This is a genomic window from Nocardiopsis metallicus, from assembly GCF_014201115.1.
Lineage (GTDB): Bacteria > Actinomycetota > Actinomycetes > Streptosporangiales > Streptosporangiaceae > Nocardiopsis > Nocardiopsis metallicus.
The window spans coordinates 3,111,480-3,137,533 of record NZ_JACHDO010000001.1; the positions used below are offsets into that span (position 1 = coordinate 3,111,480).

At 67.8% G+C, this 26,054-nt stretch carries 21 protein-coding genes and 3 rRNA genes; 9 read left to right on the forward strand and 15 right to left on the reverse strand.

Annotated elements, in window-relative coordinates:
- The first annotated feature begins 108 nt into the window (after positions 1 to 108).
- A complete protein-coding gene (locus tag HNR07_RS13475; RefSeq protein ID WP_184365290.1) occupies positions 109 to 933 on the forward strand; it encodes an aminoglycoside N(3)-acetyltransferase in 825 nt (274 codons plus the stop codon).
- 175 nt (positions 934 to 1,108) lie between these two features.
- A complete protein-coding gene (locus HNR07_RS13480) occupies positions 1,109 to 2,128 on the forward strand; it encodes an HAD-IIA family hydrolase (protein ID WP_184365291.1) in 1,020 nt (339 codons plus the stop codon).
- Between the two features lie 5 nt (positions 2,129 to 2,133).
- On the opposite strand, the gene HNR07_RS34935 is transcribed toward HNR07_RS13480, so the two are convergent.
- Positions 2,134 to 2,802, reverse strand: coding sequence for a single-stranded DNA-binding protein (locus HNR07_RS34935; RefSeq protein ID WP_312893785.1), 669 nt, complete (start codon positions 2,800 to 2,802; stop codon positions 2,134 to 2,136).
- A 194-nt stretch (positions 2,803 to 2,996) separates the two neighbouring features.
- Between HNR07_RS34935 and HNR07_RS13490 the strand changes: the two genes are divergently transcribed.
- Positions 2,997 to 4,001: an MBL fold metallo-hydrolase gene (locus HNR07_RS13490; protein ID WP_184371985.1), complete on the forward strand. Its 1,005-nt coding sequence runs from the start codon at positions 2,997 to 2,999 to the stop codon at positions 3,999 to 4,001.
- A gap of 70 nt (positions 4,002 to 4,071) precedes the next feature.
- On the forward strand, positions 4,072 to 5,010 hold the full coding sequence (locus tag HNR07_RS13495) for an N-acetyltransferase (RefSeq protein ID WP_184365292.1): 939 nt from the start codon (positions 4,072 to 4,074) through the stop codon (positions 5,008 to 5,010).
- Here HNR07_RS13495 and HNR07_RS13500 read toward each other — a convergent pair.
- Positions 4,986 to 5,411, reverse strand: coding sequence for an NUDIX hydrolase (locus HNR07_RS13500; protein ID WP_184365293.1), 426 nt, complete (start codon positions 5,409 to 5,411; stop codon positions 4,986 to 4,988). The two genes, HNR07_RS13495 and HNR07_RS13500, sit on opposite strands and share 25 nt — an antisense overlap.
- Positions 5,412 to 5,473: 62 nt before the next feature.
- Positions 5,474 to 6,280, reverse strand: coding sequence for a tetratricopeptide repeat protein (locus tag HNR07_RS13505; protein ID WP_312893786.1), 807 nt, complete (start codon positions 6,278 to 6,280; stop codon positions 5,474 to 5,476).
- Here HNR07_RS13505 and HNR07_RS13510 point away from each other — a divergent pair.
- Entirely contained in the window at positions 6,251 to 7,180 is a 930-nt protein-coding gene (locus HNR07_RS13510; RefSeq protein ID WP_184365294.1) for a hypothetical protein, read from the forward strand. The genes HNR07_RS13505 and HNR07_RS13510 overlap by 30 nt on opposite strands.
- A 203-nt stretch (positions 7,181 to 7,383) precedes the next feature.
- On the opposite strand, the gene rrf is transcribed toward HNR07_RS13510, so the two are convergent.
- The 4 genes from rrf to tyrS all read right to left on the reverse strand — a co-directional run bounded on the left by rrf (position 7,384) and on the right by tyrS (position 14,855).
- A 5S ribosomal RNA gene (gene rrf, locus HNR07_RS13515) occupies positions 7,384 to 7,499 on the reverse strand.
- A gap of 91 nt (positions 7,500 to 7,590) precedes the next feature.
- Positions 7,591 to 10,686, reverse strand: a 23S ribosomal RNA gene (locus tag HNR07_RS13520).
- A 332-nt stretch (positions 10,687 to 11,018) separates the two neighbouring features.
- Positions 11,019 to 12,551 (reverse strand): 16S ribosomal RNA (locus tag HNR07_RS13525).
- The 16S, 23S and 5S rRNA genes sit together here, the layout of an rRNA operon.
- 1,005 nt (positions 12,552 to 13,556) lie before the next feature.
- On the reverse strand, positions 13,557 to 14,855 hold the full coding sequence (tyrS, locus tag HNR07_RS13530) for a tyrosine--tRNA ligase (RefSeq protein WP_184365295.1): 1,299 nt from the start codon (positions 14,853 to 14,855) through the stop codon (positions 13,557 to 13,559).
- Positions 14,856 to 15,148: 293 nt separating this feature from the next.
- Between tyrS and HNR07_RS13535 the strand changes: the two genes are divergently transcribed.
- The 4 genes from HNR07_RS13535 to HNR07_RS13550 all read left to right on the forward strand — a co-directional run bounded on the left by HNR07_RS13535 (position 15,149) and on the right by HNR07_RS13550 (position 18,092).
- Positions 15,149 to 15,979, forward strand: a complete 831-nt coding sequence (locus HNR07_RS13535) for an alpha/beta fold hydrolase (RefSeq protein ID WP_184365296.1) — start codon at positions 15,149 to 15,151, stop codon at positions 15,977 to 15,979.
- Positions 15,972 to 16,622: a TetR/AcrR family transcriptional regulator gene (locus tag HNR07_RS13540; protein WP_312893787.1), complete on the forward strand. Its 651-nt coding sequence runs from the start codon at positions 15,972 to 15,974 to the stop codon at positions 16,620 to 16,622. The genes HNR07_RS13535 and HNR07_RS13540 overlap by 8 nt, the downstream gene beginning before the upstream one ends.
- On the forward strand, positions 16,622 to 17,200 hold the full coding sequence (locus tag HNR07_RS13545) for a permease (RefSeq protein ID WP_184365297.1): 579 nt from the start codon (positions 16,622 to 16,624) through the stop codon (positions 17,198 to 17,200). Before HNR07_RS13540 ends, HNR07_RS13545 begins: the two co-directional genes overlap by 1 nt.
- 127 nt (positions 17,201 to 17,327) lie before the next feature.
- Positions 17,328 to 18,092, forward strand: coding sequence for an HNH endonuclease family protein (locus tag HNR07_RS13550; protein WP_184365298.1), 765 nt, complete (start codon positions 17,328 to 17,330; stop codon positions 18,090 to 18,092).
- 137 nt (positions 18,093 to 18,229) lie between these two features.
- Here the strand turns inward: HNR07_RS13550 and HNR07_RS13555 are convergent, their stop codons facing one another.
- The 8 genes from HNR07_RS13555 to HNR07_RS13590 all read right to left on the reverse strand — a co-directional run bounded on the left by HNR07_RS13555 (position 18,230) and on the right by HNR07_RS13590 (position 26,053).
- Positions 18,230 to 18,736, reverse strand: a complete 507-nt coding sequence (locus HNR07_RS13555; protein WP_184365299.1) for a hypothetical protein — start codon at positions 18,734 to 18,736, stop codon at positions 18,230 to 18,232.
- 171 nt (positions 18,737 to 18,907) lie between these two features.
- Positions 18,908 to 20,134: an L-2-hydroxyglutarate oxidase gene (gene lhgO, locus HNR07_RS13560; protein ID WP_184365300.1), complete on the reverse strand. Its 1,227-nt coding sequence runs from the start codon at positions 20,132 to 20,134 to the stop codon at positions 18,908 to 18,910.
- An 87-nt stretch (positions 20,135 to 20,221) separates the two neighbouring features.
- The gene (locus HNR07_RS13565; RefSeq protein WP_184365301.1) at positions 20,222 to 20,671 is read right to left on the reverse strand and encodes a DUF742 domain-containing protein; all 450 of its coding nucleotides are present in this window, start codon (positions 20,669 to 20,671) and stop codon (positions 20,222 to 20,224) included.
- The gene (locus HNR07_RS13570) at positions 20,661 to 23,072 is read right to left on the reverse strand and encodes a nitrate- and nitrite sensing domain-containing protein (RefSeq protein ID WP_184365302.1); all 2,412 of its coding nucleotides are present in this window, start codon (positions 23,070 to 23,072) and stop codon (positions 20,661 to 20,663) included. Before HNR07_RS13570 ends, HNR07_RS13565 begins: the two co-directional genes overlap by 11 nt.
- A 345-nt stretch (positions 23,073 to 23,417) precedes the next feature.
- Positions 23,418 to 24,335, reverse strand: a complete 918-nt coding sequence (locus HNR07_RS13575) for a sirohydrochlorin chelatase (RefSeq protein ID WP_184365303.1) — start codon at positions 24,333 to 24,335, stop codon at positions 23,418 to 23,420.
- Between the two features lie 143 nt (positions 24,336 to 24,478).
- On the reverse strand, positions 24,479 to 25,099 hold the full coding sequence (locus HNR07_RS13580) for a GTP-binding protein (RefSeq protein WP_184365304.1): 621 nt from the start codon (positions 25,097 to 25,099) through the stop codon (positions 24,479 to 24,481).
- On the reverse strand, positions 25,080 to 25,622 hold the full coding sequence (locus HNR07_RS13585) for a DUF742 domain-containing protein (RefSeq protein ID WP_184365305.1): 543 nt from the start codon (positions 25,620 to 25,622) through the stop codon (positions 25,080 to 25,082). The genes HNR07_RS13580 and HNR07_RS13585 overlap by 20 nt, the downstream gene beginning before the upstream one ends.
- Entirely contained in the window at positions 25,622 to 26,053 is a 432-nt protein-coding gene (locus HNR07_RS13590) for a roadblock/LC7 domain-containing protein (RefSeq protein ID WP_184365306.1), read from the reverse strand. Before HNR07_RS13590 ends, HNR07_RS13585 begins: the two co-directional genes overlap by 1 nt.
- Position 26,054: the final 1 nt, after the last annotated feature.

The window sequence follows — 26,054 nt, forward strand, 5'->3', positions numbered from 1 at the left end:
CTACGTCATCTGCGGGTGTTTCCCTCGCCGGAGGCGAAAAACGAGTGTCCGCCCCAAGCCCCGGGAAACCATACTGAGTGATCCCGACCCCCGTGAGGAAGCCACCCCATGCCCGAGCAGACACAGGACACACCCCGAACCCGCACCAGCCTCGCCGAGGACCTGACCGCTCTCGGGGTAGCCCCCGGCGAAACCCTGCTGGTCCACACCTCCCTGCGCTCACTCGGCTGGGTGTGCGGGGCCGACGAGGCCGTGGTCCAAGCCCTCCTGGACGCCGTCGGACCCACCGGCACCCTCGTGGTTCCCACCCAGACCGGCGACAACTCCGACCCCGCGGGCTGGGCCAACCCGCCCGTCCCCGAGACCTGGTGGGAGACCATCCGCGCCGAGACACCCGCCTTCGACCCCGCGACCACCCCCAGCCCTCACATGGGCCGCGTCGCCGAACGGGTCCGCACCTGGCCGGGCGCCGTACGCAGCGCCCACCCGCAGACCTCCTTCGCCGCGCTCGGCCCCAACGCAGCCGAGCTCATGCGCCCCCATCCCCTCGAGTCGGCCCTCGGCGAGAACTCACCCCTGGCCCGCCTGGCGAAAACCGACGCCAGGGTCCTGCTCCTGGGTACCGGTTACGACTCCTGCACCGCCTTCCACCTGGCCGAGTACCGGGTCCCGCACCCGCCCACCGAACCCTCGTCCTGCGCCGTCCGTACCCCCGAAGGAAGACGGAAGTGGGTGACCTACACCGGCGTCGCCCTGGACGAGAGCGACTTCCCAGCCCTGGGCGCGGCCTTCGAGGCCGCCGGGGCGGTCACCGTCGGCCGCGTGGGCTCGGCCACCGCCCGCCTGTTCCCCCTCCCCGAAGCCATCACCTTCGCCACCGCCTGGCTCACCGAGAACCGCCCCGGACCACATCTTCGCGGCCCGGTCCGATAACACCCGGCGACACCGAGCCAGGACAGCGGCAGAACCCGCGAGGTCCGAATCGCCCGCCGCCCCGCTTCAAGGAGCCGGGCTGCAACGGAGCACACACCCCGGGACGGGCGCGGGGCGCCCAGCCGCCTAGCCTTGGGGGTGACCTTTCCCAGCACATGGAATCGGACCTTGCGCGATGGCCTTGCAGGCAGCTGAACTCCCGCTCAACGAGCTCTACGACGCGATGCTCCTCGACCTGGACGGCGTGGTCTACATCGGGCCCGAGGCGGTGCCCGCCGCGCCCGAGGCCGTGGGCAAGGCCAGGGCCGCCGGGACGCGGGTCGCCTTCGTGACCAACAACGCCGGACGCACCCCCGCCCGCATCGCCGAACACCTCACCCACCTGGGCGTCCCCGCGGCCCCCGAGGACGTGGTGACCTCCGCCGAGGCCGCCGCCCGCCTGGTGTCCGCCCGCTACCCCCAGGGTTCGGACGTGCTGGTGGTCGGCGACACCGGTCTGCGCCAGGCCGTGCGCAGGATGGGTCTGCGGCCCGTCACGGTCGCCACGGAGTCCGTGGTGGCGGTGGTCCAGGGCTACTCGCGGAACATGTCCCGCGACCTCCTCGACCAGGGCACCCTCGCCGTCTCCGGCGGAGCGTTCTACGTGGCCAGCAACTCCGACGCGACCGCGCCCACCGAGTGGGGGATCACCCCCGCGAACGGATCCTTCGTGCGGGTGATCGCCCACGCCACCGGGGTTGAGCCGGTGATCGCGGGCAAGCCGATGCGGCCACTGCACGAGGAGGGGATGATGCGCACCGGCGCCGCCAACCCCCTCATCGTGGGCGACCGGCTCGACACCGACATCGAGGGCGCCACCACGCACGGCGCCGCCGGACTCTTGGTCCTGTCCGGGGTCGCCACCCCCCAGGACGCCCTGGCCGCCCCCGCCCACCAGCGCCCCCGGTACCTGTCCTGGGACGTGTCCGGGATGAACGAGACCCACCCGGGCCCGCTCCGCCACGTCGACGGGGACACCGCCCGGACCGAGTGCGGCGGCTGGACCGTCAAAGCGGAGGCCGCCGCGGTACGGCTGTCCGGGGAGGGCGACCGCCTGGACGGTCTGCGCGCCCTGTGCACGGCGATCTGGGCCGACGACTCCATCGACCCGACCGGGCCCACGGTGAACGAGGCCCTGAGCGCCCTGGGTTGGTGACCGGCTCACCGGTTCGCCCCGCGCACCAGCGTGGCGGTGTCCGCCTCCACTTCCAGCACGCTCTGGACGCCCTTCCACCCGCGCCAGATCCGTCGGCGCAGCTCCCCGGTCACCCGGGCCACGTCACCGACCCGCCACCCGTGCGCCTTCGCGCGGAGGGCCTCGTCGAAGGAGACCAGAGTCAGCGAGTCGGACCGGGCGGGCCGCCCGGGGACCTCGGGCCGGGCCATGCGGACCCGCCAGGTCACCAACCGCGCCCCGCCGGGAAACTGCCGTTCGAAGGGGGCGGAGGTGACCCGCCCGACCACGGAGGCCTCGTTCCGGTGCCCCTCGGCCCGGTCCGGCCGCTCCGTCAGAGGCGGCATCGGTGGGCCCGGACCAGCCGCCTTCACGCTCTCCGAACCAGGGGCGCGCTGCTCCACAGCCCCGCCCTCCGATCCGGAGGCCGACTCCGGGGTGATGTTCCGCTGCCCCTTTCGCTTGCTGTTCCCGACGACCGGGGCCGACTCACGGGCCCTCTCGGGTACCGCCTCGGGCTCCGGGGCCGAGGCGGAGGCTCGCCGCCCCACCACCTTCTTCGCGGCGGGCGGCTCCAGGGCGGGGTTGGGCTCCTTTCCCCTCTTCTCGTTCTCGCTGGGCGTGGCGATGCCGGGGTCGGAAGTGGGTTCGAGCACGAGGGCCTTTCGGGGAGTGACCTGGTGCGCGCGCTGGTTCCAGCGTCACCCGGGCGGGCTCCGGAGAAAAGACCCTCCTGAAAGCTGTGGGTAACCGGCATGGCCCCGCCGTCAGCTGGCGTGACACCCTTGTTCTAGAGTCGGGTTCGGTCCGGGACGGATCGCACAAAGCCTGAGGAAGAGGGGTGTCTGCCGTGCACGACGACGTGGACGTCAGCGGTCTGCCCGAGGGGATCACTCCCCTGGGCGACGAGATCTATGCCATCGACACGATGCTCGCCGGCTATCCCGGGGTCGTGTCCGCCTACCTCATTCGCACGGAGCGGCCCTGCATCGTCGAGGTGGGCACCGCCGGTTCGGCGCCGGTCCTGCGGGACGCCGTGATCCGGCTCGGGCTGGCCCCCGAAGACCTCGCCACCATCGTGGTCACCCACATCCACCTGGACCACGCGGGCGGCACCGGAGACATGGCCGCGCTGTTCCCCAACGCGGAGATCGTCGTACACGAGCGCGGCGCCCGCCACCTGGCCGACCCCAGCCGGCTGATGGCCAGCGCGAAGATGGTGTGGGGCGACCGGCTGGAGACGCTGTTCGGACAGATGCACCCCACCGAGGCGGCCCGGATCCGTTCGGTGGCCCAGACCGGTGAGATCGACCTGGGCGCGGGCCGCAGGCTGGTCTCGCACTACGCACCCGGGCACGCCAAACACCACATGGGCCTGGTGGACACCGGGACCGGCGACCTGTACGTCGGTGACGCCCTCGGCGTGTACAACCCCCTCACGGGCGACCTGCGCCCGGCGACCCCGCCGCCGGACTTCGACATGGAGGCCTGCCTGCGCACCCTTCGCCTGTTCGGTGACATCGGCGCCCAGCGGCTGATGTTCTCCCACTTCGGCGCGCACGGTGCCGTGGCGGAGACCATCGACCGCGCCGAGGCCGAGCTGCGCCTGTGGGTGGAGACCGTCCGGGAGTCGCGGGACACCGGCGGGGACCTGGACCACGCCATCGCGATGGTGCGCGACAGGGTAATCTCCCGGTACAAGCCCCTCCCTCCGGGCGCCTCCCCCGAGGCCGCCGCGGTCCTGGACACGCTCAGCGGACCGGAGGCCAACGTGGGCGGGATCGTGCACTGGCTGGACAAGCTCGCCCAGGAGCAGGCCGAAGCGAAGAGGAAGGCCGAGGAGGAGCGGGCCTAGTCCCCGGGAAGGCGCCGGGACGGCGGAAAACCACGTGCGGTCCCGGTACCGGCCCCCGTACTCTCCCGGCATGACTCCCCAGATCCGCCCGGCACGCGAGGGCGACCTCGCTGAGACCTACGCCCTCATCAGAAACGATTTTCCCGCCCTGGTGCTCACCGAGGAGCACATGCGGTGGCGGTTCGGCCACCCCCGCCCCGACGTCGAGGACAACCGCCTGGTCGCGGTGGTGGGCGACACCGTGGTCGGGCACGTGATGAGCAGGCTGCACACGGACGCGGATGGGACCCGCAAGGGCAGGTCCTTCTACGGGGCCCTGGCCGAAGGCCACCGGAACGAGGAGCTCGCCGCGCGGCTCCTGGAGGCCTCGGAGGCCCACCTGGCCGAGGAGGGGGCCAGCGTCCTGCGTACCGATGCCGCACAGGAGGGTGTCCAGGTCAGCGGAGACCTCTTCCGCGCGGCGGCCCTACAGCGGGGCTACCAGCTGGTCGAGAGCCACCACGTCCTCGGTTTGGATCTGGGCGAGCTTCCGGACCCACCGAAGGCACCGGCGGGGGCCGAGCTGCGCCGGTGGAGCGAGTTCGCCGACGACCCCCGCCCGCTCTACGAGATCGACAAGGCCGCCGAGCAGGACGAGCCGGGCGAGACCGCGGAGGAGTTCCTGCCCTACGAGGTCTGGCTGGACGCGGTGTGGCACAACCCGATGTCCGATCTGGAGCTCAGCCTCGTCCTGCTGCTCGACGGGGTCCCGGTGACGATCTCCTGCTACTCGTCCGACCGCCGCACCCGCATGGAGTCGGCGATGACCGGCACCCTGCGCGAGTACCGGGGCCGAGGGCTGGCCGGATACACCAAGAGCATGGCCCTGCACCGGGCCAGGGAACGGGGCTTCACGCACGCCTACACCGGCAACCACGAGACCAACAAGCCGATGCTCGCCATCAACGACCGGATCGGGTACACGCTGGTCGGGAGCGAGAGCACCTACGCCAAACGGCTGGAACTCTGATCCCTGGCACCGGGGAGCCCCAGAACGCGTAGCAGGTGCGCGTACAGACCGTCCGACCACGACAGCTCCTGCTCAGGTGGAAGGCGGTCGAAGGTCCGTACCTCGACGGTCTCGTACTCCCCGCTGAGCGGCTCCAAGGACGTCACCAGCGCGTGGGTGACCACGGTGGTGTGTCCGCCGGAGAGGACGTAGTAGCCCGCGACCCGAACCTCGCCGAGGGTCGCTCCGGCCTCTTCCCACGCCTCCCGCCGGGCGGTGGCGTAGAGGTCCTCACCGGGTTCCCGGTGCCCGCCGGGGAACTCCCAGGCCCGCCGCCGGTTGCGGACCATGAGCGGGCGCCCGTCGAGGTGGGTCAGGCACACCACCGAGTCGTACTCCTCGGGGACCGTGCCCAGGTACACGACGGCGCCGCCGAGTGGCTCCAGGCCACCCGGCGGCGCTCCGTCACTGTGTTCCGAGGGGGTCAGTCCCGGCCACCCCGGTAGCCGCCACGGTCATCGCGACCACCACGGTCCCGGTCGTCCCGACGGTTGTCACGACGCTCACGGGGAGCGGCGGCCGCCTCGGCCTCGGCGGCGGCTTCGTCAGCCTCCTCCTCGACGTCGGTCCAGACGACACCGTCCTCGACGTCGCTGTCGACCAGCTCCACACCCTCGATCGCGGCGAGGCGCTCGTCGGCGTCGGTGACGCCCTCACGGTCCACCGAGGAGGCACGTGCGAAGTACTCGCGGGCGTCCTCGGTCCGGCCGAGCTCCTCCAGGACGTCGGCGTAGGCGTAGAACAACCGCGCCACATACGGCCGGGCGCGACGCTCCTTCAGCTCCGGTACCTGAAGCTCGGCCAAAGCGGCCTTGACGTCACCCATGTCGCGGCGGGCGCCAGCGGCGACGATCCGCAGCTCGATGCGCTCGTCCGCGTCCAGGTCCTTGCCGGCCGGGTCGTTGGCGATCTCAAGGGCCCGCTCGGGACGGCCGAGGCCTCGCTCGCAGTCAGCCATGATCGCCAGGAAGGTGTCCCGACCACTCATCCGCCGAGCAGCGCGCAGGTCGGAGAGAGCCTCCTGCCACTTGCCCACGGTGTAGGCGGCGATGCCAGAGGCCTCACGGACACTGGGCAGGCGGGAGGCCTTCCGACGTGCGTAGGCGGCGTGCTTGTAAGCCCGCTCCGGGTCCTCGTCCACGAGCAGACCAGCGGCCACGATGTGCTTGCCGACCAGCTCGGCCAAGGTCTTGGGCAGCGAGTGCAGGTCGCGCTTGGTGTCCTTGTCCACCTGGTCGTAGGTCGCCTCTTCAGGCAGCGGCGGAGCGATGTCCGCCGGATCCCGGTCCTCACGCGGCGGTCGACGGTCGTCCCGCTGGAAGTCGCGACCGCGGTTGTCACGGCGGTCGTCGCGTCCGCGGTCTCCACCGGGACCACCCCGGTAGCCGCCACGGTCATCGCGCCCGCGGTCCCCACCACGGAAGTCGCGACCGCCACCGCGACGGTCACCACCGCGGTCGTCCCGACGGTCCCGGTCACCGCGGTACCCGCCGCGGTCGCTACCGCCCGAACGATCATCACGGCCCCGATAACCACCCCGGTCATCACGACGGTCGCCGCCACCCCGATAGCCCCCGCGGTCGTCACGCCCGCGGTCTCCACCGGGACCACCCCGGTAGCCAGCACCGTCCTGACGCGGCGGTCGACGGTCGTCCCGCTGGAAGTCGCGACCGCGGTTGTCACGGCGGTCGTCGCGTCCGCGGTCTCCACCGGGACCACCCCGGTAGCCGCCACGGTCGTCACGCCCGCGGTCCCCACCACGGAAGTCGCGACCGCCACCGCGACGGTCACCACCGCGGTCGTCCCGACGGTCCCGGTCACCGCGGTACCCGCCGCGGTCGCTACCGCCCGAACGATCATCACGGCCCCGATAACCACCCCGGTCATCACGACGGTCGCCGCCACCCCGGAAGTTCCGGCGTTCACCACTTCTGTCGTCCCGGGAACCCCCGTCGCCAGACCGGGAACGGGACTCGTCACCGCGCCCGCGACCGTCAGGCTCACCGGAGCGGTTACCGCTTTGGTCGTTTGCTCCGGAGCCCTCGCGGTCTCCCGATCGGCTGTCCTCAGTCATCCAACCCGTCCGTCAACACTCAAAAGCGCTGCCACCTTGAGCAGTAGCAGCGCGTAGTAGTACTCGTACCTTCCAGCTTACGACATAGCGCACCCACGCATCACCAAAGCCGCAGGACAGGACCGTGTGGTGATCTGACTCTCCTGACAACCCACCTACCACACAACACCCCCACCCCCGCATTCACATGTTCACAAACCCCCACAACAAAAAAGGAGGAGGCCCGCTCCGAAGAACGAACCCCCTCCCCTCAAGAAAAACCGTGGCAGCGACCTACTCTCCCACCCCATCACAGAGCAGTACCATCAGCGCAAGGAGACTTAACGACCGGGTTCGGAATGAGACCGGGTGTGACCCTCCTGCTAAAACCACCACGGAAACCAACAACCACCATGACTCAACCCCGAAAGGGAATCACGACAGCCAAGCTTTCGTGAACAAGCGTGCGCGAACATCCAATTATCTGCAGCGGACAAGCCCTCGGCCTATTAGTACCGGTCAGCTCCACCCCTCACAGGGCTTCCACATCCAGCCTATCAACCCCGTCGTCTACAGGGAGCCTTACCCTCTCAAAGGAGGCAGGAGACCTCATCTCGAAGCAAGCTTCCCGCTTAGATGCTTTCAGCGGTTATCTCTCCCGAACGTAGCCAACCAGCCATGCCCTTGGCAGGACAACTGGCACACCAGAGGTTCGTCCGTCCCGGTCCTCTCGTACTAGGGACAGCCCTTCTCAAGTCTCCAACGCGCACAGCGGATAGGGACCGAACTGTCTCACGACGTTCTAAACCCAGCTCGCGTGCCGCTTTAATGGGCGAACAGCCCAACCCTTGGGACCAACTCCAGCCCCAGGATGCGACGAGCCGACATCGAGGTGCCAAACCATCCCGTCGATATGGACTCTTGGGGAAGATCAGCCTGTTATCCCCGGGGTACCTTTTAGCCGTTGAGCGACACCGCTTCCACACGCCGGTGCCGGATCACTAGTCCCAGCTTTCGCTCCTGCTCGACACGTCCGTCTCACAGTCAAGCTCCCTTGTGCACTTACACTCAACACCTGATTACCAACCAGGCTGAGGGAACCTTTGGGCGCCTCCGTTACTCTTTGGGAGGCAACCGCCCCAGTTAAACTACCCACCAGACACTGTCCCCGAACCGGATCACGGTCCAAAGTTAGATGCCCGAAACAGTCAGAGTGGTATTTCACCAACGCCTCCACCGCCACTAGCGTGACAGCTTCACCGGCTCCCACCTATCCTACACAAACCATCCCAAACACCAATGTCAAGCTATAGTGAAGGTCCCGGGGTCTTTCCGTCCTGCTGCGCGAAACGAGCATCTTTACTCGTAGTGCAATTTCACCGGGCCCATGGTTGAGACAGTGGGGAAGTCGTTACGCCATTCGTGCAGGTCGGAACTTACCCGACAAGGAATTTCGCTACCTTAGGATGGTTATAGTTACCACCGCCGTTTACTGGCGCTTAGATTCCTAGCTTCGCCGGGGCGAACCCCAACTAACCAGTCCTCTTAACGTTCCAGCACCGGGCAGGCGTCAGTCCGTATACAGCGTCTTACGACTTCGCACGGACCTGTGTTTTTAATAAACAGTCGCTTCCCCCCGCTATCTGCGACCCCACCCAGCTCAGGATGCAAGATCCGTCACCAGACAGGGCTCCCCTTCTCCCAAAGTTACGGGGACAATTTGCCGAGTTCCTTAACCATGGTTCACCCGAACGCCTCGGTATTCTCTACCTGACCACCTGCGTCGGTTTAGGGTACTGGCCACACACGAACTCGCTAGAGGCTTTTCTCGACAGCATGGGATCACTCACTTCACCGAAAACGGCTCGGCATCACGTCTCAACCTTCATGAGAGGCGGATTTGCCTACCCCTCGGCCTACACGCTTACCCCCGGACAACCACCGCCGGGTAGAGCTACCCTCCTGCGTCACCCCATCACTTACCTACTACAAGCTCGGGTCCCAGACCAGACACCAACAATCTCCCGAAGGATTTTGAAGGATCCAGCGTGGTTAGCATCACCTGATTCGGTACTGGACGCTCGTGCACGGGTACGGGAATATCAACCCGTTATCCATCGACTACGCCTGTCGGCCTCGCCTTAGGTCCAGACTCACCCTGGGCGGATTAACCTGCCCCAGGAACCCTTAGTCAATCGGCGGCAACGTTTCTCACGTTGCTTTCGCTACTCATGCCTGCATTCTCACTCGCACACCCTCCACCACTCGATCACTCGGCAGCTTCACTGGATGCACGACGCTCCCCTACCAACCCAGTCCCTAAGGACTGAACTTCACAGCTTCGGCGGTGTACTTAAGCCCCGCTACATTATCGGCGCAGAACCACTTGACCAGTGAGCTATTACGCACTCTTTAAAGGATGGCTGCTTCTAAGCCAACCTCCTGGTTGTCTCAGCAACTCCACAACCTTTCCCACTTAGCACACGCTTAGGGGCCTTAGCTGATGATCTGGGCTGTTTCCCTCTCGACTACGAAGCTTATCCCCCGCAGTCTCACTGCCACGCTTCACTTAACCGGCATTCGGAGTTTGTCTGACGTCAGTAACCTTGTAGGGCCCATCAGCCAAACAGTAGCTCTACCTCCAGCAAGAAACACGTGACGCTGCACCTAAATGCATTTCGGGGAGAACCAGCTATCACGGAGTTTGATTGGCCTTTCACCCCTACCCACACCTCATCCCCCAGATTTTCAACTCTGGTGGGTTCGGGCCTCCACGAGGTCTTACCCCCGCTTCACCCTGGACATGGGTAGATCACTCCGCTTCGGGTCCACAGCATGCGACTCAAACGCCCTATTCAGACTCGGTTTCCCTACGGCTACCCCACCCGGGTTAACCTCGCCACACACCATGACTCGCAGGCTCATTCTTCAAAAGGCACGCCATCACCAAAGACAAGCTTCAGCTCTGACGGCTTGACAGCACACGGTTTCAGGTACTATTTCACGACCCCTCACCGGGGCACTTTTCACCTTTCCCTCACGGTACTAGTGCACTATCGGTCATCAGGACGTATTTTGGCTTAGCAGGTGGTCCTGCCAGATTCACACGGAATTTCTCGGGCTCCGCGCTACTCGGGAGAACACCAACACCTAGACTCTTCCTTCACCTACGGGACTCTCACCCACTCCGGTACCGCTTCCCAACGGATTCAGCTAGAAAAATCATCAGCGCTCCAGGCCGACAGACCTGAAAAGATGCATCCCACAACCCCGCACACGCAACGACTGCCGTCTATCACACGCATGCGGTTTAGCCTCTTCCCCGTTCGCTCACCACTACTAGGAGAATCACTGTTGTTTACTCTTCCTACGGGTACTGAGATGTTTCACTTCCCCGCGTCACCACCAACTACCCTATACATTCAGGTAGCGGCAACCCGACACAACTCGGGCTAGGTTTCCCCATTCGGACACCCGCGGATCAAAGCTCGGTTGACAGCTCCCCGCGGCCTATCGTGGCCTCCCACGTCCTTCATCGGCGCCTGATGCCAAGGCATCCACCGTGTGCCACTATCACTTGGCCACTACAGATAATAAGATGCTCGCGCACACTATTCACAAATCAAAACACCAACCACAAACCCCGATACCTCACACCAACCCGAAAGCTGGGAGTTCTCAGAGGTGGTAGCGGGAACCAACTCGACCACCCGCCCCCCGAAAGGAGCCGATGGCCGGGATTGCTTCCTCAGATACCCAACAGCGCGCCCCCCGACGCTTCTAGTCGCCAGGGGTCAAGTCCGATTCCACTTCAGCCACTCCCGAGTCGCACCAGACCCTCAAGGCCCGGACGCTCAGGTCCACTTTCGAGTCCGGCCGGCTGTAGAAAAAGCGCCGACCTGTAAAGACTCCTTAGAAAGGAGGTGATCCAGCCGCACCTTCCGGTACGGCTACCTTGTTACGACTTCGTCCCAATCGCCAGCCCCACCTTCACTCATTCCCTCCCCGAAGGGTTAGGCCACAAGTTTCGGGTGTTGCCGACTTTCATGACGTGACGGGCGGTGTGTACAAGGCCCGGGAACGTATTCACCGCGGCGTTGCTGATCCGCGATTACTAGCGACTCCACCTTCATGGGGTCGAGTTGCAGACCCCAATCCGAACTGAGACCGGCTTTAAGGGATTCGCTCCACCTTACGGTATCGCACGCCCATTGTACCGGCCATTGTAGCATGTTTGCAGCCCAAGACATAAGGGGCATGATGACTTGACGTCGTCCCCACCTTCCTCCGAGTTGACCCCGGCAGTCTCCTATGAGTCCCCACCATAACGTGCTGGCAACATAGAACAAGGGTTGCGCTCGTTGCGGGACTTAACCCAACATCTCACGACACGAGCTGACGACAGCCATGCACCACCTGTCACCCACCAACTAAATGACCCTGTATCTCTACAGGTCCACGGGTGATGTCAAACCTTGGTAAGGTTCTTCGCGTTGCGTCGAATTAAGCAACATGCTCCGCCGCTTGTGCGGGCCCCCGTCAATTCCTTTGAGTTTTAGCCTTGCGGCCGTACTCCCCAGGCGGGGCGCTTAATGCGTTAGCTACGGCGCGGAAACCGTGGAAAGTCCCCACACCTAGCGCCCAACGTTTACGGCATGGACTACCAGGGTATCTAATCCTGTTCGCTCCCCATGCTTTCGCTCCTCAGCGTCAGGTAAGGCCCAGAAACCCGCCTTCGCCACCGGTGTTCCTCCTGATATCTGCGCATTTCACCGCTACACCAGGAATTCCAGTTTCCCCTACCTACCTCTAGCATGCCCGTATCCACTGCAGAACCGGAGTTAAGCCCCGGTCTTTCACAGCAGACGCGACACGCCGCCTACGAGCTCTTTACGCCCAATAATTCCGGACAACGCTCGGACCCTACGTATTACCGCGGCTGCTGGCACGTAGTTAGCCGGTCCTTATTCCCCACCTACCGTCAACCCCACGAGAACGTGGAGCCTGCGTTGGTGGTAAAAGAGGTTTACAACCCGAAGGCCGTCATCCCCCACGCGGCGTCGCTGCATCAGGCTTTCGCCCATTGTGCAATATTCCCCACTGCTGCCTCCCGCAGGAGTCTGGGCCGTGTCTCAGTCCCAGTGTGGCCGGTCGCCCTCTCAGGCCGGCTACCCGTAATCGCCTTGGTAGGCCGTTACCCCACCAACAAGCTGATAGGCCGCGAGCCCATCCCTGACCGACAAAACTTTCCACCCGCCACCATGAGGTGACAGGTCATATCCGGTATTAGACGGCGTTTCCACCGCTTATCCCGGAGTCAGGGGCAGGTTGCTCACGTGTTACTCACCCGTTCGCCGCTCGTGTACCCCGAAGGGCCTTACCGCTCGACTTGCATGTGTTAAGCACGCCGCCAGCGTTCGTCCTGAGCCAGGATCAAACTCTCCATAAAGGTCAAACAACCCATCCCGGCGACCGCGAGGGTCAGCCTGGGGTGAGTAAACCTAGAAGAAATCCTGACCGATCATCTCGCGATGACCAATCAAAGGAACCCTACGCACCGAAGTGCGTCGGGGCCAAAACAAACATGGCTTAAAGAAAATCAAACACGCGCTGTTGAGTTCTCAAGAAACAATCACTCTTCCCGTACAAGCGCCGGAACCAGCTGGTTCCGTCTGCTCTTCCGTGGAAGGCTTTCTGCGTTTTGGCCGCTTTCGCGTCCGGTCCACCGCGTGAGCGGCAGATACGCTGTGTTGTGTCTTTACTTTATCAGGTGTTCCGCGCCCCGCCAAATCGGCGGTTTGTGTTGTTCCTGATCGGGGTAAAGCCCGTTGTGCTTTTCCCAGTCTAGCGTTTCCTCGGCGGTGTTTTCACCGCGTTGTTTCCGCTGGCCTGTTCGAAGCAACTCCCCGAGCCTACATGCTCCGAGCACTGCTCGGATCAACTTGCTCGGAAGAGGATGTCTGTGATCGCGGCACGGTGCTGAGCCAGAACCCGAACAGGGCCTGCTCACCGTCCCGCAGCGACTCCTAAGACTATAGGCAGCTCTTCGACAGACGTCAAGTCAGGACCCGGATCAGGCGCCATCTCGGCGATCCGGGCCTCGGTCGCCCCTGATCGGGCGGCTTCTCAAGGCCCTGACGTGCGCGGTCCTCACACCAGGATCGCGTCGTTACGTCGGCAGTTGTCAGACATCGACCATCTTGCCCGGATCATGCCAAGACCAAACCCCAGCTTGAGCGAACATCTGCGATCAGCCCCGACGAACACCCCAGCCACAGGAGGGACCCGATGGAGGCCCCCTACGGGTGGACGGGGAGTCAGCCGGAAACAACGAAGGGCCAGCCCCCGGGGAGGGGCCGGCCCTTGGCCTGTTCCGTCAGCACACGCCTCTGTCAGCACGTGCTCGGTCAGCGTGACGTCATGGCACCATCACGTCATCCGCCATCGGTCGGCGCTAGCCCTTGAGGACGACCCCACCGATGTTGCGCTTGCCCTTGCGGAGTACGACGAAGCGGTCCGCGAGCACGTCGTCCGCGCTGAGCCTGGCCTCGACGTCGGTCACCTTCACGTTGTTCACGTAGGCGCCGCCCTCCTGGATGGCGCGACGGGCCGCCGACTTGCTCGGGGTCAGACCGCTCTGTGCGAACAGGTCGGTGACGAGCAGCTCGCCGACCGGACCCTCGACCTCGGCCTTGGGCACCTCGGCCAGGGCCGCGTCCAGGGTGCGACCGTCCAGGTCGGACAGGTCGGCACGGCCGAACAGGGCCAGGCTGGCGTCCTTGACCTTGCGGGTCTCCGCCTCACCGTGGACAAGCGTCGTCAGCGTCTCCGCCAGCCTGCGCTGCGCGGCCCGCGCCTGCGGCCGCTCCTGCGTCTGCTGCTCGAGGTCTTCGATCTCCTCCCGTGAGAGGAAGCTGAACACCTTGAGGTAGCGGATGACGTCGCGGTCGTCGGCGTTGAACCAGAACTGGTAGAAGGCGTACGGCGAGGTGAGCTCGGGGTCGAGCCAGACCGTGCCGGTCTCGGTCTTGCCGAACTTGGTGCCGTCGGCCTTGGTCAGCAGGTTGGTGGTCAGGGCGTGCGCCTGGCCGTGCGGCTCGTTGCCGTCCATCCGGCGGACCAGGTCCAGGCCGGCGGTGATGTTGCCCCACTGGTCGGAGCCGCCGGTCTGGAGCGTGCAGCCGTAGCGCCGGTAGAGCTCGACGTAGTCGTAGGACTGCAGGAGCACGTAGCTGAACTCGGTGTAGCTCATGCCCTCACCGTCGAGACGGCTCTTGACCGTCTCGCGGGCCAGCATCTGGTTGATGCTGAAGTGCTTGCCGACGTCGCGGAGCAGCTCGATCGCGTTGATCCCGCCCAGCCAGTCGCCGTTGTTGGCGAGGATGGCGTCGGTGGGGCCCGCCTGCTCGCCCTCGGGGGTGAAGCGCAGGAAGGCCGAGAGCTGCCCGGCCAGGTTGTCCACCCAGCCCCGTACCGTCTCCACCGAGTTCATCTGACGCTCGGCGCTGGGCTTGGGGTCACCGATGAGGCCCGTGCCACCGCCGACGAGGGCGATGGGGCGGTGCCCGGCCTGCTGGAAGCGGGCCAGGGTGAGTGCCTGGGTGAGGTGGCCCACGTGCAGACTGCCCGCGGTCGGGTCGAAACCGCAATAGAGGGTGATCGGACCATCGGCCAGCGCCTTGCGAAGTGCGTCAAGGTCGGTCGTCTGCGCGATCAGGCCGCGCCACTGGAGTTCGTCGATGATGTCGATCACTGTGTGGCTCTCTGTTGTGTAGGCGGGCCCTTCGGCCCGATCTGCCTAGCAGTGTAGGTCGGGTACACACGTGGATCACCCGGTTTTCCCTCACACGGCAACGCTATCGGCTGCACGCCACTCCAGTTCACACGACCTCCCGAGCCCCGCTTCCCGGCCTCGGAGCGAGAGCCCTTGACCAACAAAGCTAATGCCATTAGCTTTAAGGCTATACCCATGAGCCTACTGACGCGGGCCGCGCACCCGGCGCGCCCAGCCAACGCCACCGGCTCAACGGACGAGGGAGCACCGCCATGCACCACCTCCAGCGCCCCGAGGGGCGTATCGCCTACGACCTCTACGGGGCCCAGAACGCCGGAACACTGGTGGTCTGCGTGCCCGGGATGTTCGACCACCGTGCCTCCTTCCGCTTCGTGGGTGCGGCTCTCGCGACCGCCGGGTACCGCGTGGCCGCCATGGACCTGCGCGGGCACGGGGACAGCGACCTCACCTTCAGCGATCACACCGACCGCGCAGCGGCGACCGACGCGATCGCCCTGGCCGAGGAGCTGAACCAGGGGGCGGCCGGCGCGAGGGTCGTGATGGCGGGCAACTCGTTGGGCGCCGGAGCGGTGACCATCGCCGCCCTCGACCGTCCGGACCTGGTCGCCGGGATCGCCCTGCTCGGTCCCTTCCTGCGGGCCCCGGAGGCCGGCTGGGCGAAGCGGGCCCTGCTCAAGGTCCTGCTCGCCCGCCCCTGGGCGCCCCGGGCGCTGACGCTCTTCTACGACAAGCTCCACGCCGGGCGGATCCCCGAAGGACACGCCGAGCAGCTGGAGCGGGTGCTCCGGATGCTCCGCCCCGCCGAGCGCTACCGGGCGATCCGGGAGACCATCAACGGCCCGAAGGTGTCGGAGGAGCGGATCCAGGGGGCCGAGCCCCCCGTAGCCGAGGCCGTGGTGATCATGGGCGAGCAGGATCCGGACTGGCCGGATCCCCGGGCCGAGGCGGCCTGGGTGGCCTCGGTGGTGGAGGGCCGCGTGGTCATGGTCCCCGAGTGCGGCCACTACCCGCAGTCGCAGCGCCCCGACGTGGTGGCGCCCGCCCTGGTCGACCTCGCAGAGAGGGTGAACGCCGGTGCCTAGGGTCGGCCTCACCCCCGCTCTGATCGCGGCCGAGGCCGCCGCGCTCAGCGACGAACGGGGTTTCGACGAGCTGTCCCTGGCCGCGGTCGCCAAACGATTCGGGGTCGCGCCGCCGAGCCTGTACAAGCACGTCGACGGACTGGCCGGGCTGCGCCGGGAGGTGTCCCTGCTCACCGTGACCGAACTGGGCGACCGGCTCCAGAGCGCCGCGGTCGGGCTCTCCGGACCAGAGGCGGTCCGCGCGCTCTTCACCGCCTACCGGAACTACGCGCACGAGCACCCTGGCGGCTACACCGCGACACAGCGGGCGCCCGACCCGTCGGACACCGAGGCCTCGAGGATCTACGCCCGGCCCGTCCAGGTGATCGCGGCGGTGCTGCGCGGCTTCGACATCCCCGAGAACCAGATGGTCCACACGATCCGTGCGCTGCGCAGCGCCGTGCACGGCTTCATCGACCTGGAGGCGCAGGGCGGGTTCAGGATGCCCGAGAACATCGACGAGAGCTACGACGTACTGGTGGAGGGCTTCATCCGCGCCCTGGAGCGCTGGCCCGCGAGTGCCACTGGACGCGGTACCGGACACAACACCCGACACGGCACCGGACACGCCGCTGACCACACCACACCCGAGGGAGAGAACTGATGCTGGCCGGACACTTCGGAGTAGCCGGGATCGTCAAGGCGTGGCGACCCGGGATCCCCATGGCGGCACTGCTGGTCGCCACCCAGTTACCTGACCTGGTCTTCGTACCCCTGAGCCTGGCCGGGTTGGAGACCATGGAAGCCGCCGAACCCGGCCTGTCCGGGTACGGTTCCCTGCTCATCGCAGCCGAATACTCGCACTCGCTGGTAGGGAACCTCCTTCTCGCCGTCCTGGTGGGACTGCTCGTGCACTACTTCCTCAGGGAGCGGTGGGGGCGCGACGCCGGTCTGGTCCTGGGCTCGGTGGTGTTCAGCCACTGGCTCCTCGACCTGCTGGTGCACCGCCCGGACCTGCCGATCCTCCCGGGGAACGCGGGTGCGTTCCCCCTGCTCGGCATGGGGTTGTGGGAGAACCCCGCGGCGAGCGCCGTGGTCGAGGGTGCGCTGGTCCTGGCCGGTGTCGTGCTCTACACCTGGCGCACCCTGCGCGACCAGCCCCGCCCGGTGCGCGCCTGGTCCTACAGCGCCGGGATCACGCTGCTGCTGGTGGGTTCCTTCGTGCTCGACCTCCTGGGCTGAGGCGTGTGGCCAGGCAGGTCTGACCGCGGGCGGTGTTACGGGCCGGCCATGTGATGGGCCAAGCTTGAGGGACCCGGACCGGACGACCCGCCCGTCACGGCAGGCAAGAAAGTGTTGGAGTTCCCCAATGGCCAAGAAGTCCTCCGCCAAACCCCCGAGCAGGACCGGATCCACCGGCAGGGGCGGCAAGAGCAGCAAGGGCGGTAAGCCCGCCTCCAGGCTGACCGCGATCGCCGGTACGGTCATCGGTCTGCTGGTGATCGCCGCCTTCGCGCTGCAGCAGCTGGGGGTGATCGACCTGGAGGTCACTGACTCCGGCACCGGACAGCAGGGATCCCCCGCAGGCACCTCCTCCTCCGACGTCGAACAGGCCAGACAGCAGTTGGAGGAGCTGACGATCGAGGAGGAGTACGACCCGCCCGGATACGACCGGGCGCTCTTCCCGCACTGGGACAGAGGGGTGGAGGACAACTGCACCACCCGCCAGGTCGTGCTGCTCCGCGACGGCGAGGACGTGGAGACCGACGAGAACTGTCAGCCGGTGTCCGGTTCCTGGTACAGCCCCTTCGACAGCGAGACCTTCACCGACGCGCAGGACATCGACATCGACCACATGGTGGCCCTCAAGGAGGGGTGGCGGTCGGGTGCCCACGCCTGGTCGACCGAGGAGCGCCAGCGGTTCGCCAACGACCTCGACTCCTCCCAGCTGTGGGCGGTGAGCGCCTCGAGCAACCGTTCCAAGGGCGACGCGGACCCGGCGAACTGGCTACCGCCGACAGAGTCCTTTCACTGTGACTACGTGGTCTCCTGGATCGAGGTCAAGCACGTGTGGAACCTGAGCGCGGACCCGGAGGAGGAGGCGGCGCTGCGCGAGGTCCTCGACGGCTGCTGATCCCTGCCGCGCCGTACTTCACCGGGTCGGGCCGACCTTCTCCCGTGTGGTCGGCCCGACCCGCGGTGTTTCCACGGCCCGATCCGTTCTCGCAGTCCCCGACCTGTACCGGCATCGGCCCTGCCGCGGGCCTCCGCCTACGCCGGGTTCTCCGGGCCGATCCCCCTCGCGGTGGCGAGCAGCTCCTCCTCGCCGAGGAGGCCGGAGGCGTCGCGGACCTCGACGGCGACCCCCGGGCCCGGGGTCCAGAAGGCCTCGGTCTCCCCGTACAGGCCTTCGGTGCCGTTGTTGTCGAAGTCCCTCAGGTTCCAGGTGTCCGGATCGCGCTCGTGGTAGTGGGTGAGGAACTCGCGGACCGCGGCCAGGTCGGTGAGCTTCTCCCCTCGCAGGACCAGGACCTGCATTACCACCTGGAATCCACCGCCCTCCTTGGCCTGCTCCCAGAACCGGGCGGTGAAGGCGACGTCCTCCCACTCGTAGTCGGAGTCCAGGGTCGAGGCCTGTGCCTCGACCTGGGCGGGCAGGTGTCCGATGGTGAATCCGTCCAAGGGTCCTCCTCGAGGGCCGACGGCGGGCGCTGCCGCCGTGAGAGCGAGTGCGAGCGCGGTGGCGAGGGCCGCCGCGGCCCACCTGGTCAGGGGCATGGTCACCTCCACCGGTGACCTCGGGACCCTCCCGAAGCACCGGTTCCTCCATGCTCCGCGAGGGCGACGACCAGTACCAGGGTGTGCCCGAACCTGTGGATAACTCCGTTCCGACACACCCTGGGCGGGTCGGTGCCCCTTTCGGCGACCGCCTCGGCAGCGGTGCCTGGATCAGTAGCCGCTGCCGTTGCGGATGTGGTTGTCGTACAGGAACTCGGCGATCGCCAAGGAGGAGGTCGCCGCGGGCGAGGGCGCGTTGCGCACGCACACCACCCGGCCGCGGGTGTCCACGTGGAAGTCGTCCAGGAGGCCGCCGTCGCGGCCCAGGGCCTGGGCGCGGACCCCGGCGGGAGCAGGGCGCAGGTCGGCGGTGGTGAGTTCGGGGAGCAGGCGGCGGGCCTGGGCGGCGAAGACCGCGCGGGAGGCCGAGACCAGGGTCTCCCGGGCGCCGACGGACCAGTGCTTGCGGGCCAACCGCCAGAACCCGGGCCAGGCCAGGGTCTGGGCGAGTTCGCGGGCGCGCAGGTCGCGTGCGCGGTAGCCCTCCCGGGCCAGGGCCAGGATGGCGTTGGGTCCGGCCATGACCTCGCCGTGGACGTGGCGGGTCAGGTGCACGCCCAGGAAGGGGTAGCGGGGGTCTGGGACCGGGTAGAGGAGGCCGCGCACGAGGTAGCTGCGTTCGGGGACGAGCTCGTGGTAGTGGCCGCGGAAGGGGACGACTCGGGGATCAGCGGCGCCGCCGGCCATACGGGCCAGCTGGTCGCTCTGGAGTCCACCGCACAGGACCAGCCGGTCGAACCGGTGGATGGCCCGCTCCCCCTTGGGGTCGCCGGTGAGGACCTCGGTGCCGTCGTGGTCCTGGCGGAGGTCGATGACGGGGGTGTTGAGCAGGACCCGGCCGCCTGAGCGGCGCACGTCGTCGGCGATCTGCTCGGCGACCGCGACGAAGTCGGTGATGGCGGTGGTGGGCGAGTGCAGGGCGGCGGTGCCCGCCGCGTGGGGTTCGATCCCGCGCAGGCCCTCGGGGCCCAGTCGGGTGATGCCGGGGACACCGTTCTCCTTGGCTCTGCGCTCGATGTCGTCGAGGCGGGCCTCGTCGTCGGGGTTCACCGCGACGAGGAGCTTGCCCGCCTCCTCGTAGGGCAGGCCGTTCTCCGCGCAGTAGTCCCTGAGCAGCCCGACGCCCCTGCGGCAGAGCGTGGCCTTGAGGGATCCGGGCCGGTAGTAGAGCCCGGCGTGGACGACGCCGCTGTTGTGGCCGGTCTGGTGCGCGGCGACCCGGTTCTCCTTCTCCAGGACGGTGACCCGGGTGCCGGGACGGTGGAGGGTGATGTGGCGGGCCAGGGCCAGTCCGACGATCCCCGCTCCGATGATGCCGATGTGTTCGGTGCTGCGCATGGGCGCACGCTAGCAACCCGCTGTCCGACCGCCGGGGTGAGGGTCCCGGAGTCATCGTGGAAGCAGAGCCTCACCCGCGGCCCGAAATCACAGGGAGCGGAGTCCGACGAGGACCGCGTGCAGTATGTCCTCTCGCCCCAGTGGCCGGGAGGGACCGCAGCGCTGGAGTGAGCCGTCGGAGACCATGTCGGCGACCATCGCGCGGACCTGCCCCATGGGAAGCCCGACCTCCGCGGCGAGTTCGGCCACGGTTCGGGCCCGCAGCGCGTGGTTGAGGATGGTCTCCCGTTCGGGGCGCAACCACTCGTGGCGGCCGGGGGTACGGGCGGCCATGACGAGGGTCAGCAGGTCGAGGTCGGTGGTTCTGGTGGTGGGTGGCACGGCCGCCGCGGTTCCGGCGTCGACGGCGTAGGGGCGCAGGAACCTCTCGTTCTCCGCGTCCTCTCCTCCGCCCACGGGTCTGGCTTCGTTCCCGTCGGTGCGGTTGGCCGTGCCACGGTCCGTCAGGCGACGGGCGTGGCGGCCCTCAGCGCTCACTGTGTCCTCCTCTGGGCGGTGTCGGGAAAGCTGTGGTGTCGGGGGTGGCGGGGCCGAAGGGTTCGGCTTCCCCCAAGGGTTCCTGCGCTGTGGAGGGCTCCTGTCCCCCGAAGGAGACCGTCCCGCCGGAGGGTCCGTACGGCCCCTGGGGTCCGGAGGCGCCGATCTGGTACTGGGGACCGCTCAACGGGCCGCTCGGCGGCTGGTGGCCGCCTGAGGCCTGTGGTCCGCTCCGCGCCCGGGGATCGGTGGGGAACGGGATCCCCTGGGGGCCGGAGTACCCGTACGGGCCCGGTGCTCCCTGCGGCCCCGACGGGTACGTCGGTCCCGGCTGCCCGGGCCCCGAAGGCACCGTCCCCTGGGGGTGCAGGTGGCCGAGTACCCCCGGGAAGGAGGGCGCCCCGACGGGGGCGCCGTTGACCGCGGCCGGATTGTCCGCGGGCTCCAGCAGGCTGTCCGGGATGAGCGCGGTGGCCAGGGTCCCCCCGTAGGGCGAGGGGTGCAGCCACACGCGGATGCCGTGCCGTTCGGCCAGGCGGGCCACGACGAACAGGCCCAGGCGGGGGTCCTCGGGCAGGGCCATCACGTCGAACTCCGGCGGCCGGGTGAGCGTGCGCTCGGCGGCCGCGTACCCCTGTTCGGACATGCCCAGGCCGCGGTCCTCGATCTCCACGACCAGGCCCCCACCAACCGGGGTGCAGCCGACGTCCACGGGGGTCCCGGCGGGTGAGAACTGGGTTGCGTTCTCCACCAGTTCGGCAAGGAGGTGGACGACGTCCGCCACGACCTGGCCGTGCATGAGCACCCGGGGTGCGGAGGTGAGCCGGACCCGGTCGAAGTCCTCGGTCTCGGCGATGGCGGCGCGCAGCACGTCCACGAGCGGCCGGGGCTGGCGCCAGCGGCGGGCGGACTGGCCGCCGCCCAGGATGATGAGGTTGTCGGCGTAGCGGCGCGCCCGGGTGGCCAGGTGGTCCAGGCGGAAGAGCCGCCGCAGGGCCTCGGGGTCCTGCTCGTTGTACTCGATCTCGTCGAGCAGGCGCAGTTGGCGCTGGACCAGGGTCTGGTTGCGGAAGGCGATCCCGAGAAAGGCGCGGTTGGCGCCGCGGCGGATCTCGGCCTGCCGGACGGCCGCCTCCACCGCGGTGATCTGGGCGCTGTCGAAGGCCTCGGCGACCTGGCCGATCTCGTCGTCACCCGTCTCGTCCAGGGCCGGGAGTTCGTCCACCACGTCGACCTTGTTGCCCCGTTGGGCGCGGTCGATGATCTCGGGCAGGTCGGCGTCCCGGTCCAGGATCTGTTCGCGCAGGCCGGTGAGGCGTTCGGAGAGGCGGCGTGAGGAGCGGCTCACCAGGGCGATGGCGACCATCCCGCCGATCAGGGTGACGGCCGCGGCGGCGACCCCGAGGGCGACCCTGAGCAGGGCGGCGCTCCAGGCCAGGTCCACGGTGCGCGCGGTTTGGGCCTCGGCGATGCCGTCCAGGGCCAGGGCGGCGACGGACGAGGAGGCGTCCCAGGCGTCGGCCTCGACCTCGATGACGGAGTTCCACTCGGTCAGGGGTTCCTGTCCGGGGACGGTTTCGTCGGCCTCGGCGACCGGGGGCCGGGTGACGACGCGGCGGCTGAGCGCCTCGGCGGTGGTCCAGAGATCCTCCTGGACCAGGGCTTCGTAGTCGGCGCGCACGCTGGGGTGCATCGCGTGGGTGACGGTGTCCAGGGTGGCGCGGTAGGAGGCGGTGAGGAAGGTGAAGTGGGCCGTCTCCTCGTAGGTCATCTTCCCTGCGGGGATGACCCCGGCGAGCAGGGCGTCGGCGGTCGCGTAGTCGTCGCGAGCGGCGAGGAGCTCCCTGGTGAGGACGGCGTCGGTGAGGTTCTCGCCGCCGTCGGTGGTGTGCAGCAGCGCGGTGGCGGTGTCGGTGAGGGTGGACAGGAGGCCCCCGTAGCTGACCAGGGTCTCCTCACGGTTGGCGGTGCGGGCGTCGACCGCCGAGCGCAGGGGGGTCAGGAGGTCCGGGGTTCCGGTCACCAGGGCGGCGTTACGGATCACCTCGTCGTCGCGGCCGTCCTGCAGCCGTTCGGCCAGGGCCAGGGCCTCGGTCAGGGCCTCGTCCGTGCTCTGTCGCTGCTCCTCCAGCTCTCCGTGGAAGTTAGAGTCGCCGGCACCGTCCTGGACGCCCAGGTGAACCATGGACAGGCGGCGCTCGGCCCGGAGTTCGGTCGCGGCCCGGGAGAGGACCTCGGTGCCCTCCTTGGCCTGGCTGACGGCGCCCATGAGCTGGGCGGCCTGGACGGTGCCGAGTGTGGCCACGACGAGCCAGAGCGCGAGGAAGCACAGGCTCGGGATGAGCACGATTCGGGTGAGCTGCCCGCGGATCGTCCGGGTGGACGCGTGAGTTCTTCGCATGGCCCCCTCCAGCCCGTGCGGGTGCCGCGGCGTCCTGGAGAGGTGCCCCGGCGGCTTTCGGTCCTGCCGAGGCTATCGAAAAATCATTGCCGTACGTTGTCAAACCATCACGACTAGTTATCCAACATCATTGGTTGATCGGAGCCGAGCGTGCTAGAGAGCGACCAGAACGGAACGAAAAAGCAGGTCACACACGATCGGGGACCCCGGGCAACGCCGCAGGGCCACCCGGAGGTCCGAGCGGCCCTGCGTGAGAGTTCCTGAGGATGAGGTCCTGGTGTGGCGTGTCGCGTGTGGCTGAGCGCCTCGCGTATCGGGTACGGCGTGTCGCGGGATGGCGCGGATTCAGGACTCCGGACGGTGCCGGGAACCCACCGGGGCGGGCAGCTCCTCCGCAGTGGGGGGCTGCTCCACACCGAGCGAGTTGAGCACCTCGGCGTAGCGCAGCGCGGCGATCTTGCCCAGGAGGCTGTCCGCCCCCAGGGAAGCACAGGGCCTGGCGCCGAAGCGCTCGGCGAGGCCGGCCAGCTGATCGGCGGGCATCTCCGGGCCCAGCGCGCTGGGCGCGATGACCGGGCGCTGGCAGCCACCCTGGCGGAGCTGGGCGAGGACCTGCTCGAGCGAGGCCTCGTTCTCGAGGTCCGCAGGAAGCACAGTCAAGCCGAGCCGGGCCGCGAGCAGGACCGCGGTCACCCCGGCGGCGCCCACGGCGCCCTCACCGCCCACGGCCCCCACCACGACGCCGTCGGCCATCGTGGTGTTGCGGGCGGTCACACTGATCAAGCGCATGCGGTCGGCGCGCACGTACCCGGCCTCGGCCAGGCGCAGGTGCAGTACTTCGGCCAGCATCGGGTGCGGGCCCAGGCCCTCGGTGACGCGGGCGTCGGCCCCGGCCTTGGCCACGGCCGCCCCGATCGCGGCGCTGGTGGCCGCGTGCGGGGCGGTGACCAGCGGGACCACGACCCCGGCGAGCGGGCGTTCGTCGGACTTCTCCAGGCCGGTCAGGGCCTCGTCGAGGCTCTGTTCCCGACCCTCGGTGTGTCCGAACCGGATGGTGACCTCGGGGCGGTAGGCCCGGACGAGATCGGCCATTCGGGCACCGATCAACTCACCGTCGGCGTCCCTGGCCTGTTCAGCCGTGCCCGGGACCGCCATGATCAGGGCGGGGGTACCGAACCAGTTGTCGAAGGACAGCGGGTTGCGGTGGCGTCCGGAACGCCGCTTGGGCAGTTCGCGTGGGGGAAGTCGGTCAGAGTTTCGCATACCAGGATTCAGACGAGAGGTGGATGGGTGCGCTGTCAAAGCGGGTGGTCACTGCCGCGACATTGTAGCGTTCAACACCACATTCACGGGCGTTTCTCCTGAACGTATACCGGACCGACGCTGTTCCGAAGCGCGGGGCCAGGTCAGCCGCTCAGCGCCGGGCGTCGGCTGTTGATGACATGGGTGACCAGCCGGACGAGGACCTCCTTGGCGGATTCGCGTTCGCGGGCGTCCGCCACCAGCACGGGGACCTCGGGCGGGATGTCGAGGGCCTCGCGCACCTCCTCGATCCTGTACTCGGCGGACCCTTCGAAGCGGTTGACCGCGACGACGAACGGCAGCCCCCGGCGCTCGAAGAAGTCCACCGCGTGGAAGCAGGTGTCCAGGCGCCGTGTGTCGGCCAGGACCACGGCGCCCAGGGCGCCCTCCACCAGCTCCTCCCACATGAACCAGAAGCGGTCCTGTCCCGGGGTACCGAACAGGTACAGCACGATGTCCTCGTTGATGGTGATGCGGCCGAAGTCCAGCGCGACCGTGGTGGTGGTCTTGTCCTCCACTCCCCCGAGATCGTCCACCCCCTGGCTGGCCTCGGTCATCACCTCCTCGGTGCTCAGCGGGGTGATCTCGCTGACAGAGGCCACCATCGTGGTCTTGCCCGCGCCGAACCCCCCGGCGACGATGATCTTGACGGCCTGGGGGATCGCCTCCGGCGCCTGACGCGCCTCCTGGGTTCCCGGCCGGATCTCAGAGTCTGCGGATGCCATCGAGTACCGCCTGAAGTACTTTCTTCTCGGGGAGCTGGGTCACGGGCGCCATGGCCCGGGTGTGAACGTCGCCCTCGGCCACGAGATCACCGAGGAGCACCTTGACCACCGTCAGCGGTATGTCCAGGCGCGCGGAGATCTCCGCCACCGATATGGGCCTGCGACACAGTGTCAGGATCGCTTGGAGTTCGGGATCGCGGACGCGGTCGGCGCGGTCGCGGGCGGCCATCACGATCGTGATCAGGTCCAGTCGGCGCCCCTCGTTACCGGGCCGGGTCCTTCCCCTGGTCATCGTGTAGGGCCGGACCAGGGGACCGGCCGGTGCGTCGCCCGGGTTGACCCCGGCGGAGGGCCCTTCGGAGGTGGGGTGTCCCCGCCCCCGGTGCCAGGTCGGGGGCGGGCGCCGGGACGATCCGGGCTCCTGCCCGCTCCCCCGTCCCTCCCGTTCCCCGGCCGGGGACGCCACGCTCGACAGCGGTGCGCCGCGCTGGTTGGCCCCGCGCTGCTCTCCGGGGGTGTTCACTAACTCCCGCCTCCCATGGCCGTCAGGTGTGCCGGGTGCCGGGGCGCCGCGGTGAGGAACTGGCCGACCCGCTTGACCCTCAGGTTCATCTCGTAGGCGACCAGGCCGACGTCGGCGTCCTCCGTGGCCAGCACGGCCAGACAGGCACCGGCACCGGCCGCGGTGACGAACAGGTACGCGTGCTCCATCTCCACCACGGTCTGCCGTACGTCGCCGCCGCCGAAGTGGCGACCGGTGCCCCGAGCCAGGCTCTGGAACGCCGAGGCCAGCGCGGACAGGTGTTCGGCGTCCTCCGAAGCCAGTCCCCGGGAGCGGCCGAGCAGCAGTCCGTCGGCCGACAGGACGATCGCGTGGCTGGCCCCCACCACACGGTCGACCAGGTCATCGAGGAGCCAGTCCAGGTTGTCCGCAGCCTTGCTCTTGCTCACCATC

What these genes read in the sequence shown, in the direction of transcription:
- HNR07_RS13475 (WP_184365290.1), top strand. Translation starts at nt 109, where the DNA reads ATGCCCGAGCAGACACAGGACACACCCCGAACCCGCACCAGCCTCGCC.
- HNR07_RS13480 (WP_184365291.1), top strand. Translation starts at nt 1,109, where the DNA reads ATGGCCTTGCAGGCAGCTGAACTCCCGCTCAACGAGCTCTACGACGCG.
- HNR07_RS13495 (WP_184365292.1), top strand. Translation starts at nt 4,072, where the DNA reads ATGACTCCCCAGATCCGCCCGGCACGCGAGGGCGACCTCGCTGAGACC.
- HNR07_RS13535 (WP_184365296.1), top strand. Translation starts at nt 15,149, where the DNA reads ATGCACCACCTCCAGCGCCCCGAGGGGCGTATCGCCTACGACCTCTAC.
- HNR07_RS13545 (WP_184365297.1), top strand. Translation starts at nt 16,622, where the DNA reads ATGCTGGCCGGACACTTCGGAGTAGCCGGGATCGTCAAGGCGTGGCGA.
- HNR07_RS13550 (WP_184365298.1), top strand. Translation starts at nt 17,328, where the DNA reads ATGGCCAAGAAGTCCTCCGCCAAACCCCCGAGCAGGACCGGATCCACC.
- HNR07_RS13555 (WP_184365299.1), bottom strand. Translation starts at nt 18,736, where the DNA reads ATGCCCCTGACCAGGTGGGCCGCGGCGGCCCTCGCCACCGCGCTCGCA.
- lhgO (WP_184365300.1), bottom strand. Translation starts at nt 20,134, where the DNA reads ATGCGCAGCACCGAACACATCGGCATCATCGGAGCGGGGATCGTCGGA.
- HNR07_RS13570 (WP_184365302.1), bottom strand. Translation starts at nt 23,072, where the DNA reads ATGCGAAGAACTCACGCGTCCACCCGGACGATCCGCGGGCAGCTCACC.
- HNR07_RS13575 (WP_184365303.1), bottom strand. Translation starts at nt 24,335, where the DNA reads ATGCGAAACTCTGACCGACTTCCCCCACGCGAACTGCCCAAGCGGCGT.
- HNR07_RS13580 (WP_184365304.1), bottom strand. Translation starts at nt 25,099, where the DNA reads ATGGCATCCGCAGACTCTGAGATCCGGCCGGGAACCCAGGAGGCGCGT.
- HNR07_RS13590 (WP_184365306.1), bottom strand. Translation starts at nt 26,053, where the DNA reads ATGGTGAGCAAGAGCAAGGCTGCGGACAACCTGGACTGGCTCCTCGAT.